This is a genomic window from Paenibacillus sp. FSL H7-0918 (genome assembly GCF_038007025.1).
GTDB lineage: Bacteria > Bacillota > Bacilli > Paenibacillales > Paenibacillaceae > Paenibacillus_AQ > Paenibacillus_AQ odorifer.
Genome location: NZ_JBBOWJ010000004.1, coordinates 473,202 through 489,423 on the forward strand (window position 1 = coordinate 473,202; position 16,222 = coordinate 489,423).

General features: G+C 43.5%; 10 protein-coding genes. 4 read left to right on the top strand and 6 right to left on the bottom strand.

Features of this window, described 5'->3' with window-relative positions; all coding sequences use genetic code 11:
* Positions 1–13: 13 nt before the first annotated feature.
* Entirely contained in the window at positions 14–1,015 is a 1,002-nt protein-coding gene (locus MHI15_RS27135; protein ID WP_341165114.1) for a DUF4830 domain-containing protein, read from the bottom strand.
* A gap of 304 nt (positions 1,016–1,319) precedes the next feature.
* Here MHI15_RS27135 and MHI15_RS27140 point away from each other — a divergent pair, with 304 nt between their 5' ends.
* Positions 1,320–3,197, top strand: a complete 1,878-nt coding sequence (locus tag MHI15_RS27140) for an LTA synthase family protein (protein ID WP_341165115.1) — start codon at positions 1,320–1,322, stop codon at positions 3,195–3,197.
* A gap of 69 nt (positions 3,198–3,266) precedes the next feature.
* Here the strand turns inward: MHI15_RS27140 and MHI15_RS27145 are convergent, their stop codons facing one another.
* Both MHI15_RS27145 and MHI15_RS27150 read right to left on the bottom strand, forming a co-directional pair.
* Positions 3,267–6,875 carry a M14 family metallopeptidase gene (locus tag MHI15_RS27145; protein ID WP_340917658.1) on the bottom strand — a complete coding sequence of 1,203 codons (3,609 nt, stop codon included), beginning with the start codon at positions 6,873–6,875 and terminating at the stop codon, positions 3,267–3,269.
* Positions 6,876–7,114: 239 nt separating this feature from the next.
* Entirely contained in the window at positions 7,115–8,863 is a 1,749-nt protein-coding gene (locus MHI15_RS27150) for a glycoside hydrolase family 13 protein (RefSeq protein ID WP_341165116.1), read from the bottom strand.
* Positions 8,864–9,125: 262 nt separating this feature from the next.
* Here MHI15_RS27150 and MHI15_RS27155 point away from each other — a divergent pair, with 262 nt between their 5' ends.
* Positions 9,126–10,133 carry a LacI family DNA-binding transcriptional regulator gene (locus tag MHI15_RS27155; RefSeq protein ID WP_248549291.1) on the top strand — a complete coding sequence of 336 codons (1,008 nt, stop codon included), beginning with the start codon at positions 9,126–9,128 and terminating at the stop codon, positions 10,131–10,133.
* A 48-nt stretch (positions 10,134–10,181) separates the two neighbouring features.
* On the opposite strand, the gene MHI15_RS27160 is transcribed toward MHI15_RS27155, so the two are convergent.
* Both MHI15_RS27160 and clpP read right to left on the bottom strand, forming a co-directional pair.
* Positions 10,182–10,388, bottom strand: coding sequence for a hypothetical protein (locus tag MHI15_RS27160; protein ID WP_036679303.1), 207 nt, complete (start codon positions 10,386–10,388; stop codon positions 10,182–10,184).
* Between the two features lie 21 nt (positions 10,389–10,409).
* Positions 10,410–10,991, bottom strand: a complete 582-nt coding sequence (gene clpP, locus MHI15_RS27165; RefSeq protein WP_036679301.1) for an ATP-dependent Clp endopeptidase proteolytic subunit ClpP — start codon at positions 10,989–10,991, stop codon at positions 10,410–10,412.
* Positions 10,992–11,174: 183 nt separating this feature from the next.
* Here clpP and MHI15_RS27175 point away from each other — a divergent pair, with 183 nt between their 5' ends.
* Together MHI15_RS27175 and MHI15_RS27180 are read left to right on the top strand one after the other, a co-directional pair.
* Positions 11,175–12,236 (top strand): sigma factor-like helix-turn-helix DNA-binding protein, encoded by a 1,062-nt coding sequence (locus MHI15_RS27175; RefSeq protein WP_445668016.1) that lies wholly within the window; start codon positions 11,175–11,177, stop codon positions 12,234–12,236.
* A gap of 472 nt (positions 12,237–12,708) precedes the next feature.
* Positions 12,709–13,596: an NAD-dependent epimerase/dehydratase family protein gene (locus MHI15_RS27180; protein ID WP_341165117.1), complete on the top strand. Its 888-nt coding sequence runs from the start codon at positions 12,709–12,711 to the stop codon at positions 13,594–13,596.
* 543 nt (positions 13,597–14,139) lie between these two features.
* Here the strand turns inward: MHI15_RS27180 and MHI15_RS27185 are convergent.
* Positions 14,140–16,035, bottom strand: coding sequence for a methyl-accepting chemotaxis protein (locus MHI15_RS27185; protein ID WP_341165118.1), 1,896 nt, complete (start codon positions 16,033–16,035; stop codon positions 14,140–14,142).
* Positions 16,036–16,222 lie beyond the last annotated feature (187 nt).

Consider the following 16,222-nt stretch of genomic DNA (forward strand, 5'->3'; position numbering starts at 1 on the left):
ATAACGCAACAACTCACGGTCCCGTTCCAAAACCTCCAATCTTCCAGCCGTTAGCGTGTTTGGTCAACACTGCGAAGCGAGTCTCCCGGCCATCTGGGGTATTGAAGACGGGATTTAGTGATTTCATATACAGATCGACCACAATATTTAACGTTGTGCGGTCACCGATGTCTTTAATTTCTGAGCCAGTATCATAATCCATCACTTTATAAGAGGTAGGCTTAGCCTCAACAATACTTTCACTGAGAGCATTTTCACCACCAAAACCCGGGTTATAGAGTTGATGCGCTTGACGGTTAACCGTCAATGCAGTGAGGAAGGCATTAGGATTCAAACATGCGCGGGCACGGGTATGATTACCATCCTGAATAGCCTGAAAAAAAGCATCCAGCAGCTCGAAATGGTCTAATGAGGCTAAGTCACTATTCTCTCCTTCCTCAGCAAACAAACCTTCTCTCTCCGTCCACTCCTCAAATGTAAGTCCTGTAATGTCAGTCAAGCTACGCTTCTTAATAGACGGGCCGATACTTTGAATATTAAATTCCAGCCACGCACCAACGGTATTCCCTGATTGCACAAGCAAAACGAGGTTGGAGGGATAAGAAAATTCTTTTTGTTCGCCAGAACCAGGTAAACCATCGACTAAGGAATACCGCTGCACCTCTACCGTGGTCCCCTTCAGCAGTGTCAAATCCAATCCTGCATCTTTAGAGAACTCATTCGCTAATTGCCAGTAAAGTCCCACTGGATACTCCCCCAGCTTAACCCCCCAGTTCTGCGGTACCTCAACTGCAAATGCCTCCGGATGGCTCTGAACTTTATAATCCAGTGTTTGCAAAAAGTCTTCGGGAATCATAGTTACTTGAGCAGATGTTGGCGTTACCTGTGGTACAGACGTTGAAGCTATAGAGGCAGTAGGTTCCACACCTATGGAGTTCTCCCCTTGATTACATCCAGAGTTTAAGAGTACAAAAAAACAAATCGTTACCATCGTTACAAACTGCCGCTTAGTCATCTGATTCCCGCCTCTCTAATCACTCCTCTATATTTAGACCGAGGAATATTATACAAAGTTGCGGGATACTGGAAATTATTAAAATCATTTTATACGCATAGGACCCTGTAGTTTGGGATTGGCGTTGATTTTACCTACTTATGCGGCATAAATCGCCTGTTGCTTCGCTCTAGGGCTCTCGTCCACCTTTTGACACTTGTTAACTTCGAGAGCATAATAAGCTTCGGCATATTGCAACGGATTTCCATGAAATACAGGTATATGCAGGACCTTGGTGTAATTGCATCAGAGAGGATGATAACGAGTGAAAAAAGATTTTGATATAAAAAATAAACCCTTCCTAGTCTTTAGCTTCGTCCTGCTGCTAAAATGCGCAGTGGCCTGGTTCGTAGTTTTTAGCGACGGTCCTAACTGGAGCATGCTGCTGACAGAGATCCCATTTTTCTTTATCGTATTTGGACTCATAGAATGGATGGCTTCCAAACGAAAGTTTCTGTATTACATGATAGCCAACCTATTGATTTCAGTCATATATTTTGCCGTGCTAATGTATTACAAATATTACGGTGTAATTGCTACTTATCATGCCTTAGAACAAGCAGATAAAGTAACTAAGGTGGGAGAAAGCACATACTCATTGCTGGACCCTTACTACTTGTTCATTTTTGTGGATATTGTAGTTTTCATGTTTTTTATGTTCCGTCCGAAATATATTGCGATCTGGAAAGAAAGAGGTATGAACCGCCGCATGAACCGGACTGCTTTGTTTGGAATCATCAGTGTTTCTTTGGCGGTCTGTGTCTTTAATGTTTGGCCAAATCATGCCAGTATGAACGAGAACAAAAAAGCGGAGAGTATGGGGATTCTTAATTACGAGGTCTATACTATTTTTGCCGATACAAGGGAAACAGAAGAAATAATCGACAGCAAAGAAATCACGCAACCATCCATTAACGAGACCAAAGGGATTACAGAACCTGTCTCACCGAAGTACTGGGCGGCAGCTCAAGGTAAGAATCTAATCGTGGTACAAATGGAATCTTTTCAGAACTTTTTGCTGGGCCTGAGCATTGACGGGCAGGAAGTAACACCCAATCTAAATAAGCTTTTGAAAAGCGAACATTATTTCAATAACTTCTATACTAATGCCGGGCAAGGAACAACTTCGGATGCTGAATTTGTAGTGAATACTTCGTTGTACGTTCCTCACCACGAAGTAGCCACTTCATCCAATTATATGGATAAGGCGCTTCCGAGCCTGCCTAAGTTAATGAAAGCTAATGGATATAACACAGCAACCTTTCACACCAATAGCGTAGAATTCTGGAACCGCAAAACCCTATACAAAGTTCTAGACTTTGATAAGTATTATGATCAAGCGTTCTATGGGGATGATGATCATATCGCATTCGGTGCTTCAGATGAGGTACTCTATGCCAAGACTGTTCCAGAATTAGTCAAAATGGATGCTAAAGATGATCCTTTTTACGCGATGGTCATTTCTATGAGTGCTCATCACCCTTATAAAATGCCAGAGTTAAAAAATAAAATGACACTGCCTAAACGGTATGAAGGCAGCCTAGTTGGCAACTATATTCTAGCTCAAAATTACGCAGATTATGCAATGGGACAATTCCTGGATCAATTAAAGTCCAGTGGTCTATGGGATGATAGCGTCATTGTCTTTTACGGTGACCATCAGGGTGTATCGCTATATTCCCTTGATGGCAACGAGAAATCGTTAATGGAAGAAATGGTCGGCCACGAATATGGTTATACCGATATGTTCAATGTTCCTTTCATCGTTCATGCCCCTGGTGTAGGTGAACCTGCCGTGTACAGCCAAACTGGCGGCCAAATCGACATTATGCCAACTGTAGCTAACCTGTTAGGGATTTCAATGAAAGACCAGCTCCACTTCGGAGAAGACCTGATGAACCAACAGACCAACATGCTGCCTGTCAGACACTTTTTGCCTACCGGCTCTTTCATTAATGACACAAGCATGTATTTAACTGGTGTCGATTACGACGATGGAGACAACTTTAATCTAATCGATGGCTCTGAAACAGAGGGCGGTTCGACAAAAGAACAATTTGACGCCGTTCAGCGGCTTCTAAATATGTCAAACAGCTACATTCAACAACTGCCGGATTTACCTTCTACGGATGATGCAAAGTAACTATAAAAAGAATGCCCCTCAGCCAAATAGCTGAGGGGCATTTTTGTTTTTTTTATAAGAATCTAAAACTTAATTAAGCTTCAACATCCTATCGATAATCACTGCTGCTTGAGCACGGTTGGCAATGTTTTTAGGACCGAAGGTATCCGCAGTCAGACCTTGCACAATACCTTCCTGAGTTAGTAATGCCACCGCTTCTTTACCGTAAGCAGCGATTGTTGCCTGATCTTTAAAGTTAGCCAAAGCGGCATTTGTATCACTTACCGACTTGCCTTTAAATTTCTTAAGTGCATTGGATACAATGATTGCCATTTCCTCGCGTGTAATCGCACGGTTAGGATCAAACTTTCCATTGCCTACACCGTTAATCAATCCGTTCTTGACCCCGGATGCAATGTATCCGTAAGACCAGTCAGAAGCTTTCACGTCACTGAAGGCAGCGGATGATTTCACATCAAGCAGATCAAAAGCTCGCACGATCATGGTAATAAACTCGGCACGCGTCACCTCTTTAAGCGGAGCAAAGGTATTATCGCTCACCCCTTGCAGAATCCCTTTTGCCGCCAGCTCTTTAATCGCCGATGCTGCCCACGCCACCTTACCTAGATCCGTGAAGTTAGAACCTATTGGGGCTGGTGTCGCAGACGGCTGCACAGTTGGAGTTGGAGTTGGAGCTGGCGTTGGTGTTGCAGACGGCTGCACGGTCGGTGCAGGTGTTGATGTTACAGATGGCTGCCACGGTGTCGAAGGTATTGTTGGCTCTTGTTCATTCACCCCGTTATCCATACCATCCTCTTCGGTCGCCGCTGGAGCAGCAGCATAGATTGAATTGGCAAGCAATCTGAATTGATTTTGCGGATGATATTTATTCATCAGATCATTCGCAAATAACGTCACATGAATGTTGTCTGTATTGTAAGTAAGCGCCAATACTTGGTCTTGTGCAGCCTCGTTATTCGGCCACCAGCCTGCTTTGAAAAAGTCAGCTCCTGATCCGTATTTCGCCAAGATCTCTGCGCCTTCAGGCACTTTTGTAATATAAGCCGCGGAAACCGTGTAGAGGTATTCGCTATCGGCATAAGGCGCTGTAATTACATTGTCCTGAGAGACCTCAGCCTTAAACAATCCCTCATGAGCATCTTCTTTGCCATCCTTATTGACCGGAGTTGAATAGTCCAGTCCAGGGAGGACCTTAAGCCCTTTAACAGTTTTCAGCATCGTTCTTCCATAACCGATAAATGGTTTACCTGTAGCAATCAGATTCGTTCCCGAATTGATTAGAACATCTGCTGCCACTGTATCCGTAGTTACGTTAAATCCAAGATCCTTCAGCATAAATGCAGTCGCTCCTGCAATAGCTACCTTAGGAGCCTTAAGCAATTTACCCGTTCTGTTCTCTGAAGCACTAAACGGCACAATATCCAGCAGATATTTAGACGATACCGTTCTAAGGTTGGATCTGGATACAAGGAAACTTCCCTTCTCGTAACCCGTCCCCCCATTCTCCAGCAGTGTCACTGCCTTATGATTGGCTAGCAGCTCATTCACAGCTTTTATCGCATCATTGTTGCTGTTTTTAATCACATAATTTTGCTCGAACGGAGATTGATCCAGATTCGTACTAGGGATCGTTACACTGCTAACCTGTTCTGTTTTCCCAGTGAATGCTCCAACAGAACGGCTAATATATCGGTCAAAACCACGCATAGCCGAGAAATTCTGTACCGTATCTGAATACATCTCATTAAAATCCGAGACATCTAGTCCATCATACAAGACAAGATTCGCATAACCTCTTTTGGCTTGATGCATATTCACCACATAGGTTCCAGCCGGATAGACTACAGAATCTACAGTTACACTGGCTGTTGTCCGTTCTACTTTCACATTGTTACGCAGTAGGTACTGAACCATTTTGTAGGTTTCCAGATCATTTTTTTGCAAATCTTTTGCAACCGGAAGAATGTAATACTCAGGGAAGAAATTCGTATTCTCATCTACCCCTGGACGTCCAATGGACTCATTCTGTGCATTGATTAGATAATCTTTAACAGCAGCATTAGTATTCTCATTTTGGATACCCCGTTTGAAGATTTCCAATTGATTCAGGAACAGTTCCTGCTTGTTGTTGATCACATAATCGGTTGCCCCCAAAGCCGCATAATAAAAGGCATCCAGTGAATCTTCATTCAATTCAGGCACTTCAATCGTATGCCCAAGTGCTCCTTGATGCATGGCATATACAGCTGTGTAGGCTGGTGAAGCATCATCCCAACCTGTTGCATTCGTTCCTTTATAGTTCGGATCCTGTTGTGTTTTTTCGTATTCTTCATAAGGGATATGGTAGGAATCATATTTAGTATTAGCAATTCCCGCCTTCCCCATGGCATTTGCTTGCTCAAGCATACTTGGCATTACAAGATCATATTCAATGTTAGGATCATGAGGTGGTGTGCAAGGCTCAATCAAGAAGCCACTTACAAATCCATGCATGTCCAAAAAGGTAAGCGGCGTCCACTTAGCAATTTGTGCAGTTACCGCTTGTGTCTCAGGCTGGGTCTGGTAAGAGTTGTCCCGATTTGGATCAAGCAGTGTTGAAGTTTGACGCGTGTTTAACGCGCGACCGTCAGGATTCTCTACATAATCAAGCAGGAAAATCACATGGTCAAGCGCTTCGTCGATGTTCAGAACTACCTTTTTCGGATTTCCATTCTCATCAGTGGTATCATAGGTGACAATTTGCTGTGTCATCAGCGTATCCAAAAACTTAATGATTACATCGACACCATTGGCTTCATCGGCATGAATGTTGTTCAACCAGATAGGTACCTTATAATCCTGCAGATCCCCGTCGTTAATTTTCTTTTGCAGGGCTTCAGGATCATTCATCATAAGCGGTAAGGTCTCGTTCAAATATTGATCTACTGAGGACTTATCCTTAGCAACAATAGAGAAATGAATGGCACGACCTTGAGTTGAGGTCCCAATTTGCTGATACTCTACATATCGATCATATTTATTATTGCTTTCAGCAGTAATCCTATCGATCGCCGGTTTAATCTCATCATATGTATGATAGGTTTCATATGGATTTAGTTTGACTTGCTGCTCTACCAGCACATCTCCAGCAGGTAATGTCCCGATTAGATTATAAATTCCCACTCGTTTGACGTACTCTGCACGTATACCCGTTAATGAAAGATTCTCTCCGTACAGCAAATCAAAATGAATTAAAGCCTTTACTTTTGAACCTGAGATCGGCTCATAGGTCACTGTTACGAAAGGATTACCTGAATAATCTTTCGCATCTTTATTCCATTTCTTCCACTCTGCCAGCGGCTTCATCTCTTCCGCCGTTCTGCCAAAATTCCAGATGATATCTTGAGGCGATGCCCCATCAGGAAGATCTAAAGTCAATTCTAATGTTCTAGCTTCCGTCATAGAAGCTTTGTATACTTCTGTGGAAACTGTCGCCGCTATTTGTTCATAGACAGCAGTCGCTACCGTAGTTTGTTCTGAAGAAAGCACCGCTGGATCAGCTGTGTTCTCCGTAGAAACCGGAGCAACAACCGCCTGCGGGTTAATTTCGGTTGCAACTTCACCTGCATATGCAGCTGGAAGCAGACCCGACATCATAAGTGTAAAAGCTAGTAATAAAGATAGTATTCTCTTGGACATTTTTTACCTCCTATAATTTTGTCTACTTTCACCCCAAATTGAATGAATATACACTTATATGAATCTGTATTCATAACATAATATAGTATTCTATTAATTTTGGGAACAAAAATAATAGAAAAAATAATATTTTTATACGACTCGCCTAAGTAAGCGCATTCATTTTGTGCAAGAGCCCTACACTACCGCAACAAAAAAAGCGCCCGGATAACCGGACGCTTTGAATTACAATGAATATATTAAACGGTTTCTGGAAAAGAAGCTTCACTTACCTCTTGTACAGGTACAAGTTCACTGCTACCCTCTTGCTCTACAGGTGCGTTAACCAGCATATACACACGGGACTCGTAAGGCCGTAATGCGACAGTCTCAATCGGCTCCGCAGGATCAACCTCATAGTTATGCAAGAGCAATTCACTAGTATCAAACTCCAAATCAAATGGAAGGTCAAACAGCGCTTCCTCTGCTGTCAGGTTAGACATGACCAGCAGTTTTTCATTTCCAAGCGTCCGCGTATAAGCATAAATACGTTCGTCTTCAGGCAAAATGAGATCATAAGTCCCGTAAACAGTAACGGGATTAGCAGCCCGAAGAGCGATAAGCTTTTTGTAATGATGATAGATGGAATAAGGGTCCTGCTTCGCCCGCTCCACATTGATTTCCGTATAATTCGGATTCACCTTCATCCATGGCTTGCCGCTGCTGAAACCAGCGTTTTCAGAGTCGCTCCATTGCATTGGTGTTCTAGAGTTGTCCCGACCGTTCTTCCAGATTACCTCCATGACTTCCTCATGTGATTTACCGGTTTCAGTCTCCAAACGATACAAGTTCTTCATCGCCACATCATCGTAATCATCCATTGATTCAAATCTTACATTGGTCATCCCAATTTCTTGACCTTGATAAATAAATGGTGTTCCCTGCATCAGGAAATACATCGTAGCCAACGATTTAGCTGACTCTTTCCAATACTGGCCATCATTTCCCCAAGTAGAAACTGAACGCGGCTGGTCGTGATTTTCGATGAACAATGCGTTCCAGCCTCTGCCCTCAAGACCTTTTTGCCAACGGGAGAGCGCTGATTTTAACTGCAGAACATCCAATCCACCTGTCACACTCTTATTCCAAAGAGCTAAATGCTCGAATTGAAAAATCATATTAAATTTGCCTTGCTCTTCACCCACCCACGACTCCGCCTGATCAACATTTACACCACTCGCTTCGCCAACTGTCATGATGTCATATCGGTCAAACGTCTCCTGCTTGAGCTCCTGCAAGAAATCGTGAATCCCTTCACGGTTCATGTGCCCATCGCCAGACGGAACATACGGAAGATTCTGTGGATTCGGCAGATCGGGATGTCCGGTGATTTTTTTAATATGTGAAATGGCATCCACCCGGAAGCCGTCGATTCCTTTGTCCAGCCACCAGTTGACCATGCTATACAATTCACGGCGCACCTCAGGATTCTCCCAGTTGAGGTCTGGCTGTCTTTTGGAAAATACATGCATAAAATATTGCTCTGTGGCGGGATCAAGCTCCCAAATCGAACCGCTGAAAATACTCTCCCAGTTATTCGGCTCCTTCCCGTCCTTGGGATCACTCCAAATATAATAATCCCGCTTCGGATTATCCTTGCTTGAACGTGCTTCAACAAACCATGGATGTTCGTCCGAAGTATGATTAATCACTAGATCCAGAATCAGCTTCATGCCTCGTGCATGAACCTCGTGCAGCAGCTGATCAAAGTCGGCCATGCTGCCGAACTCCGCCATAATATCCTGATAATCCGAAATATCATAACCATTATCATCATTTGGGGATTTATAAATAGGACAGATCCAAATGACATTGATGCCAAGCTCCTGCAAATAATCAAGTTTAGAAATGACTCCCTGCAGATCGCCTACACCATCACCATTGCTGTCCATAAAGCTCCGTGGGTAAATTTGATACGCTGTGGCTTCTTTCCACCATGTTCTGTTCAATGCATGCAGCTCCTTCGTATTCATATACCCTTCACAGGAAAATATTTTCCCGAAATTCATTAGAATTAATAATTCAGTTATTTTTTTTAGCAAAAATTCAACTTTATCGTGCAAAACAAGCTTTTTTCAAGGAAATAATTTTCCTACAGCGATCATTATAGGACCTTTTATTTCCTAGGTCAACAACAATCTTTTGGATTCTTGAAGCTATCCGTGATATGCTTGCGAGAGTTGAAACACCAAGTGAATCATATGGAAAGTTATGGTGATCTTCTTGAAGGTAAAGATAAAAGATATAGCCCAAATGGCGAACGTTTCGATCTCTACGGTGTCCAGGGTAATCAATAACAGCAAACCAGTTAACGATGATGTCCGCAAACGAGTACTGGAAGCTATTAAACAAACCAACTACCGTTCGAATGTCATCGGCCTTGAAACGGACAAAGCTAATACACAGCTGATCGGTGTGATCATTCCGCAGAATAGCAACACTGTACTGGATGACTTCAATGTTGGCATTCGCGATCTCGCGGATTTGTATGGATACGACATTATGGTCGGATTAACGGACGGCAGTGCAGAAAGTGAACAACATTATTTGAAGATGTTCCAGCGGATGGGGACAGAAGGAAATATATTTGTGGGTTCTATTCCAAACCATGAACATTTGGAGATCATCCGCAGCTCAAATACACCTTGCGTGCTTGTCGGGCAACAATCGCAGGTGGATACGATTCCTTCTGTTCATTTGGACAATATAACTGCCTCTTATGAAGCTGTTACTTATCTGATTCAAAAAGGTCATCGCAAAATCGCTATGATTCGCGGCTCGGGAGATAATGCGGTGGGTGGGGATCGGTATAAAGGCTATCTACAAGCCCTTATGGATGCAGGCATAACCTTAAGAAAAGAATGGGTAGTAGAAAGTGCGATGGCCGTCGAAGATGGTAGCGACGCCATGCGCCGAATTATGGATAGCGGGGAGTTACCTACTGCGGTTTTTTGCTCTACAGATTGGATGGCAGTTGGAGCCATGAATCATTTAACCGATAACGGTCTACGGGTGCCAGCTGATGTCGCCGTGTTCGGATTTGATAACAGCTTCATTGCCTCTATCGTTCGACCTAAGCTTTCCTCGGTTGAATACTCTGGAACGGAGATTGGGATGACCGCCACCCGAACCTTAATCAAGCTGATTAAAGGGGAGACCGTTGTGCCGCATCATGCAAATGTGGCTCATTATTTGGCTATTCGGGAAAGTACGGGTTAGGAGCTGTGGAGCTCCTAACCCTTTTTTATACAGATGATGTTGTTGATGTTATTGTGTGAATCCTACTTTGGCTCGTTCACGCGTTTTGGTATCTAGAGAGATGGAACAGATCGAGCTGATTGGAATATAAAACTCTTCAAAATCCGTCCGGTATTTGACGAAATTTTCACTTACCGTTTCCAGCACTCCTTTTGTAGCGTTGGAGCCATCCACAAAATAGATTGTTACCTCTTTTCCCTGCAAAACCTCCAGCATAGCCTTCTTCACTCCTTCGTCTTAGAGATTTGTGATGACCTTATCGATAATTCCGTATTCAACCGCCTCATCGGCTGACATGAAATAATCTCGATCCATATCTTGCAGTACCTTCTCTACCGTCTGCCCAGTTCGGTCCGCTGTAATTTGCACAAGCACTTCCCTTGCCTTCAAAATACGTTTGGCACTGATCGCAATGTCACTAGCTTGCCCCTGCGCCCCACCATGCGGCTGATGAATCATAATCTCGCTATTCGGCAAGGCATAACGTTTCCCTTTGGCCCCAGCCAATAACAACAAAGAACCAAAGGAAGCCGCCATTCCTGTACAAATGGTATTCACCGGCGGTTTAATAAGCTGCATCGTGTCATAAATACTGAAGCCTGCGGTGATAGAGCCACCTGGACAATTAATATACATGTGTATATCTTTATCCGGATCTTCTGCTGATAAAAACAATAACTGGGCAACAATACTGTTAGCCAGCTGATCCTCAATTTCCGCACCTACGAACACTATCCGGTCCTTCAACAGCCGCGAATAAATATCGTAAGATCTTTCACCTTGATTCGTTTGTTCGACTACATAAGGAACGTACGCCATCCGTATTCGACCTCCATCTGTTTTAGAGTTTTGAAATCTACCCTGTAAACGGATTAGTATGGGGATAGGATACGTTAGGCGTGAGAATTTTTATTTTTTAAAATTGCGTATCTTAATTTCCTACTCATTCGTTTATTATTAGAAGTAATCGAAATCACCTTACTGGAAAAGGAGTTATGCAGAGTGATCATCCTTGAGAAGCTTAGCACCGGAGATGCGCCGGATGAAAGTAACACCAGGTCTTTGCAGATAGCTCTGAAGCGATATTGTCTTGCATTGACACAATCCCCGTGGGATGCCGATGATTTAGCTCAGGATACATGGGTCAAGGCCCTAGGTTATATGAAGACTTCGGACTCAACGAGCGCAAATAATGGGAACAGTCCAATGAATGAAGTTAAACAAAATAAAGAAACCATTGAAAATGATAAAGCTAACGGAGCTAACGGAGCTAATGGAGCTAATCAAAAACTTGAAACTAATCAAACTAATCAAATGAACTATATGGTTTCTACGGCTGCAAAGGCTGTAACGCCATCTAAGACTGCAACGTCTGCTAATTCTGCAACGTCTGCCAAGGCTGTAACGCCATCTAAGACTGCACCGTCTACAAAATCTGCAATGCATTCTACGATTCCTACAAATTCTACTCATCATACCCGTTCTACAAATCACCCAAATCCTGAGGCATTGCTTTTTCGGATTGCCCGAAACACATGGATTGATATCATGCGGCGAAAAGCCACCTTGTCACGAGTGTTGGAGCTGGATCAGTCCCCCACTGAGGCCTCTGCGGAGTATGGTTCATTTGAGATCGAAGCTGCTTTTCAAGCACTACAGGGTCATTTGTCTCCGCTGCAACAGGCGGTGTTCCTGCTTCGAGATGTATTGGGACACTCTGCAATGGAAGCTGCCGACATTCTCGATACCACAGAAGGGGCAATAAAAGCCGCTCTGCACCGAGCCCGGCAAGCCCTCCCTCTCGTAAGACAAGAGCTGCTTCAGGCCGATGGTCCTTCCTTACCACAGGACACAGCCATGCAGATCGTCTTGAGCCGCCTTGCAGCCGCGTATGAACATGGGGAAATTGACGAGCTGATCGAGCTTGTATTTGCGGACGAAAGCCAGGAACCTGTAATGGCGGTATCGAGCCAAAGCTTACAAGGCTTCCAGACCTTCCAAGCTGGTGGATTCAGTTCAAACAGCTGGAACTATACCACGCCAGGAATGTGTATGGTGGCGTAGTTTTTCGTTAAGCTGGATTTCGGGCAGCTAAGTGTCTCATTACGTTAAAAACGAACAGATATGATTGTGATTAGTGCGCTTAATGTGTAATTAACATTTGGGCTGTTTGTGGTAACTAGCTTCAAACGTTGCATATTGTGCAACAGAATCCGCCGTCCTGGCCGCAAAAATTGAATCTGCTGCACTCTCTGCAATAGATTCTGGTGAAAAGTTAGTTTAATGCCACTTGCTCATCCATTGATTGTATAGAGTGCAATAGGATCAAATTTTCTCCACTCTAATACGAATTCTATTGCACGAAGTACAATCAAACTAACTCTTTCTCTTTAGTCCAATTCGTATCACTCAAAACTCAATACATTGCTGCTGATCTGGCTGATCCCGCCGCTTATCTACAATGAGTCAGAAGCTTTATATAAACCAATAAACAGTCGTTTTAATAACCATTAATAGCAATCAAGGAGTGAGGTTGATGAGGAAGATTCTTATTTTAGGCGGCACACGCTTTTTTGGGAAACGTTTGGTCGAGCGTCTGCTTGAGGATTCTAAGAACGAAGTCACCATATTAACGCGCGGGGAAACAAGCGATCCTTTTGGCGATCTCGTTCACCGGATACAGGTAGATCGGTCTCAACCGGAGGCCTTCGCTCAAGCATTAGGTGATACGAGTTGGGATGTGGTTTACGATAATATTTGTTTTTCACCTGATGAAGCGGATCAGGCGCGCCGTATTTTTGACGGCAAAACCACGCGTTACATACTGACTTCAAGTTTATCTGTCTATGATTTCAGTGAGCAAGCGCTGACGGAAGAGATATTCGATCCTGAAACGTACCCAATTCGTTATGGAGGACGAAAGGATTTCACCTATCAGGAGGGGAAAAGACTTGCGGAAGCTGTCCTTATCCAACAAGCTACGTTCCCGGTAGCCGCTGTCCGCTTTCCTATTGTTCTGGGAACTGACGATTATACACGAAGACTCCATTTTCATATTGAACATGTACGTAACGAACTGCCCATCGGGATTCCGAATCCAGATGCAAATATCTGTTTTATTCGTTCGGACGAAGCCGCTGATTTTCTGTATTGGCTCGGCAACTCGACGTTGACGGGTCCTCTCAACGCTTGCTCAGACGGTACCGTTAGTATTAAAGACCTTATCTCGCTGATTGAAAAAGAGACCGGAAAACAAGCCGTCATTCAAAGCGAAACAGCGGAAGCGCATAATTCTCCATTCGGGATCACACAATCCTGGTTTATGGATACAGCTAAAGCTCAATCGGAGGGATACAAGTTTCTCACTCTAAGCGACTGGCTCCCAGAGTTAGTTAGCACCCTAAATCAAACGTACGTGGACTAATTACTAACTATGTTACTACGATAAAAAGCTGGCTTTTCGTGGACACTCCCACGAATGAGCCAGCTTCTTTATGCAACAAATCACAATTACGCGATGAGTTAATTGCACTCTATACAACTATTTTCAGGTATGTGTATTCCCATCTGGTTTTAGTTGTATTTCATGCAATTATATCCCCACTAAACCACCGTTATCGTCATTTCGCCTCGAAATAACTGCACTAAATACAACTAAACCCTAATCAAGCTAAATACAAACTTTTTTAGTTGTATAAAATACACTTAAAATCAAAACGGCAGGTAGAACCTCACTAAGCGCTAAACTTTAGCCTCTCATCTCTAAACTCTATTCTATAAACTCTAATCTCTAGACCCTACTCCCTACTCACTACTCCCTTCTCCCTACTCCCTACTCACTACTCCCTTCTCCCTACTCACTACTCTTTACTCACTGCTCCCTACTCACTACTCACTACTCACTACTCACTACTCACTACTCTACTCCCTACTCCACCTTACGCTACGAATGCCATTTCCCGCTGAGCTAAGCAGAGATTGTCAGATAAGCCCCCTCTTTAGAACCGTCTGCATTTGGTGTACCACCATCATTTGGAGTACCGCTATCATCTGGAGGATCACCAGCACCTAATGTATCATCTCCTAATGCGTCTCCTAATGTGTCCCCAGCTTCTGGATTGCCAGCATGCTTTGTATCCCTGTCACCTTCATATCTGACCCCATCGTCCCCATCCGAATCAATCTTAAAAATGTTGATTTCTTTGAATAAATTCTGCGAAATTTCATTAATCTCAATGGCTTGACGGGCTATATCACGGATAGCATGATCCTGCTGTACGCTGGAGGCGTTCACCTCTTGCACCCCTGCCGCAGTTTCCTCGGCGATGGCCGCGACGGCATGCACAGACTCTGCGAGTCTACGGTTCATAGTCTGAGTCATATCCACTTTGTCGTGAATTTGCCCAATCTGTTTACTAATCTCCACAATAGATTGATCAATCGCTACAAAAGAGGACAACGTTTCGGCCACTTTATGATCCTGTTCCTCAAGATTTCCTTTGGTCACCAGCATATATTGCTGGAATTCATCCATCCCGGATTGCAGCTCGCTAATAATCTGACTGATATGTACGGAGGACTCTTTGGTTTGCACAGATAATTGTCTTACTTCATCAGCGATGACAGCGAACCCTTTTCCGTAGGCACCTGCCCGGGCTGCTTCAATTGCTGCGTTAAGTGAGAGGATATTGGTCTGATTAGATATATCTGTTATGGATTTAGTGATGCGCGAGATGTCCTTTGATTGATCACTCAGTTTGGTTAAAGCCAGATATACTTTATTAACAGATTCTCGCGAATGCTCAGACACCTCCCGGAGGGCGATGACGGATTCAGATCCTTTGCGAGTATTGTGATTAGCCGTTTGACTGGTAGCCAGCATAACCTCGGTATACTCCGTGATCTCATTCACTTCACGTTCCAGCTCCTGAATCAGGCCAGCGCTCTGCTCAGATTGTCCTGCCTGCTGTTCTGCGCCTACCGAGATTTCCTGTATAGTGCTTACGATATCTTGATTCGTATGCGCCGTTATAGATGAAGATTCTTGAAAAGAATGCGAATAAGTTGCCAGCGAAGAGGCTACTGACTGGGTATGCTGAAGCATTTCCCGGACCCGCTCCACCATATGATCAAAATGATGACTCAAACTGCCCAACTCATCGTTGTAAGGTGAATTAATCTGCTGACGCAAATCTCCTTCGGCAATTTTTCGCAGAGCCACTTGCAGTTTATGAATAGGATTGAGGAAGGAACGTATGAGCATAACCGCAATCACTAATGTGAAAATAAACACTAGCACAGCTGCGTAAGCAACTATAGAGGTGGTCAGATTAAGCAGATCAAAAGAATAATCCTGTGCTTTTTCTGCATTTTCTGCTGCTGCCGTATACAACTTTTCATTAGTCACTAGCATGACTTCACTCAACGCTGTAGCCTTCGTATGTAATTCATCGATTTGTTCCAGCACACTCATGGGATCAAGCTGCTCGTCTTCTATGGTCTTTACCAATTCGTCAAAATATCCCGTATATTCCCCAATCTGACTATGTAATTGTTCTAACTCTTTAAATGCCGGCGAATCTGCCGCAAAATTCACCGTCGCCAACTCTTTAGTCAGCTTTGTTTGCTTGTCCTTAAAAGGTTGGACGAATTCCAAATCACTCGAACCCGCTAACGAAGATTCTACCGCATTCATTTCCTGCAGCAGCTGCGTAATTATAGACACGGTAATTCGTTTTTCCATCTCAGCTTTTTGCGTTTCCATAGAAATCTCCACTTGGCTGATTTTATGGTTTTGATAAAACGCTACTCCCAAAAAGAAAAGAACAACGGCGGAAAAACTCAAAATCAACTTCCATTTCATAGTTAGATGCATAGACCTAGCTTTCAACAATATCATCCTCCGTATAAAGCCTCATATTGCAATAGGTACATTCTACCAATATCTTGATTGTAGAAGCTGGACGTTAAATACTGGACAATGTTTTGTATGAGAAATGTAAATTATCTCGAATACCCAATCATTAATTCTCCTTGCAATTGACGTAACG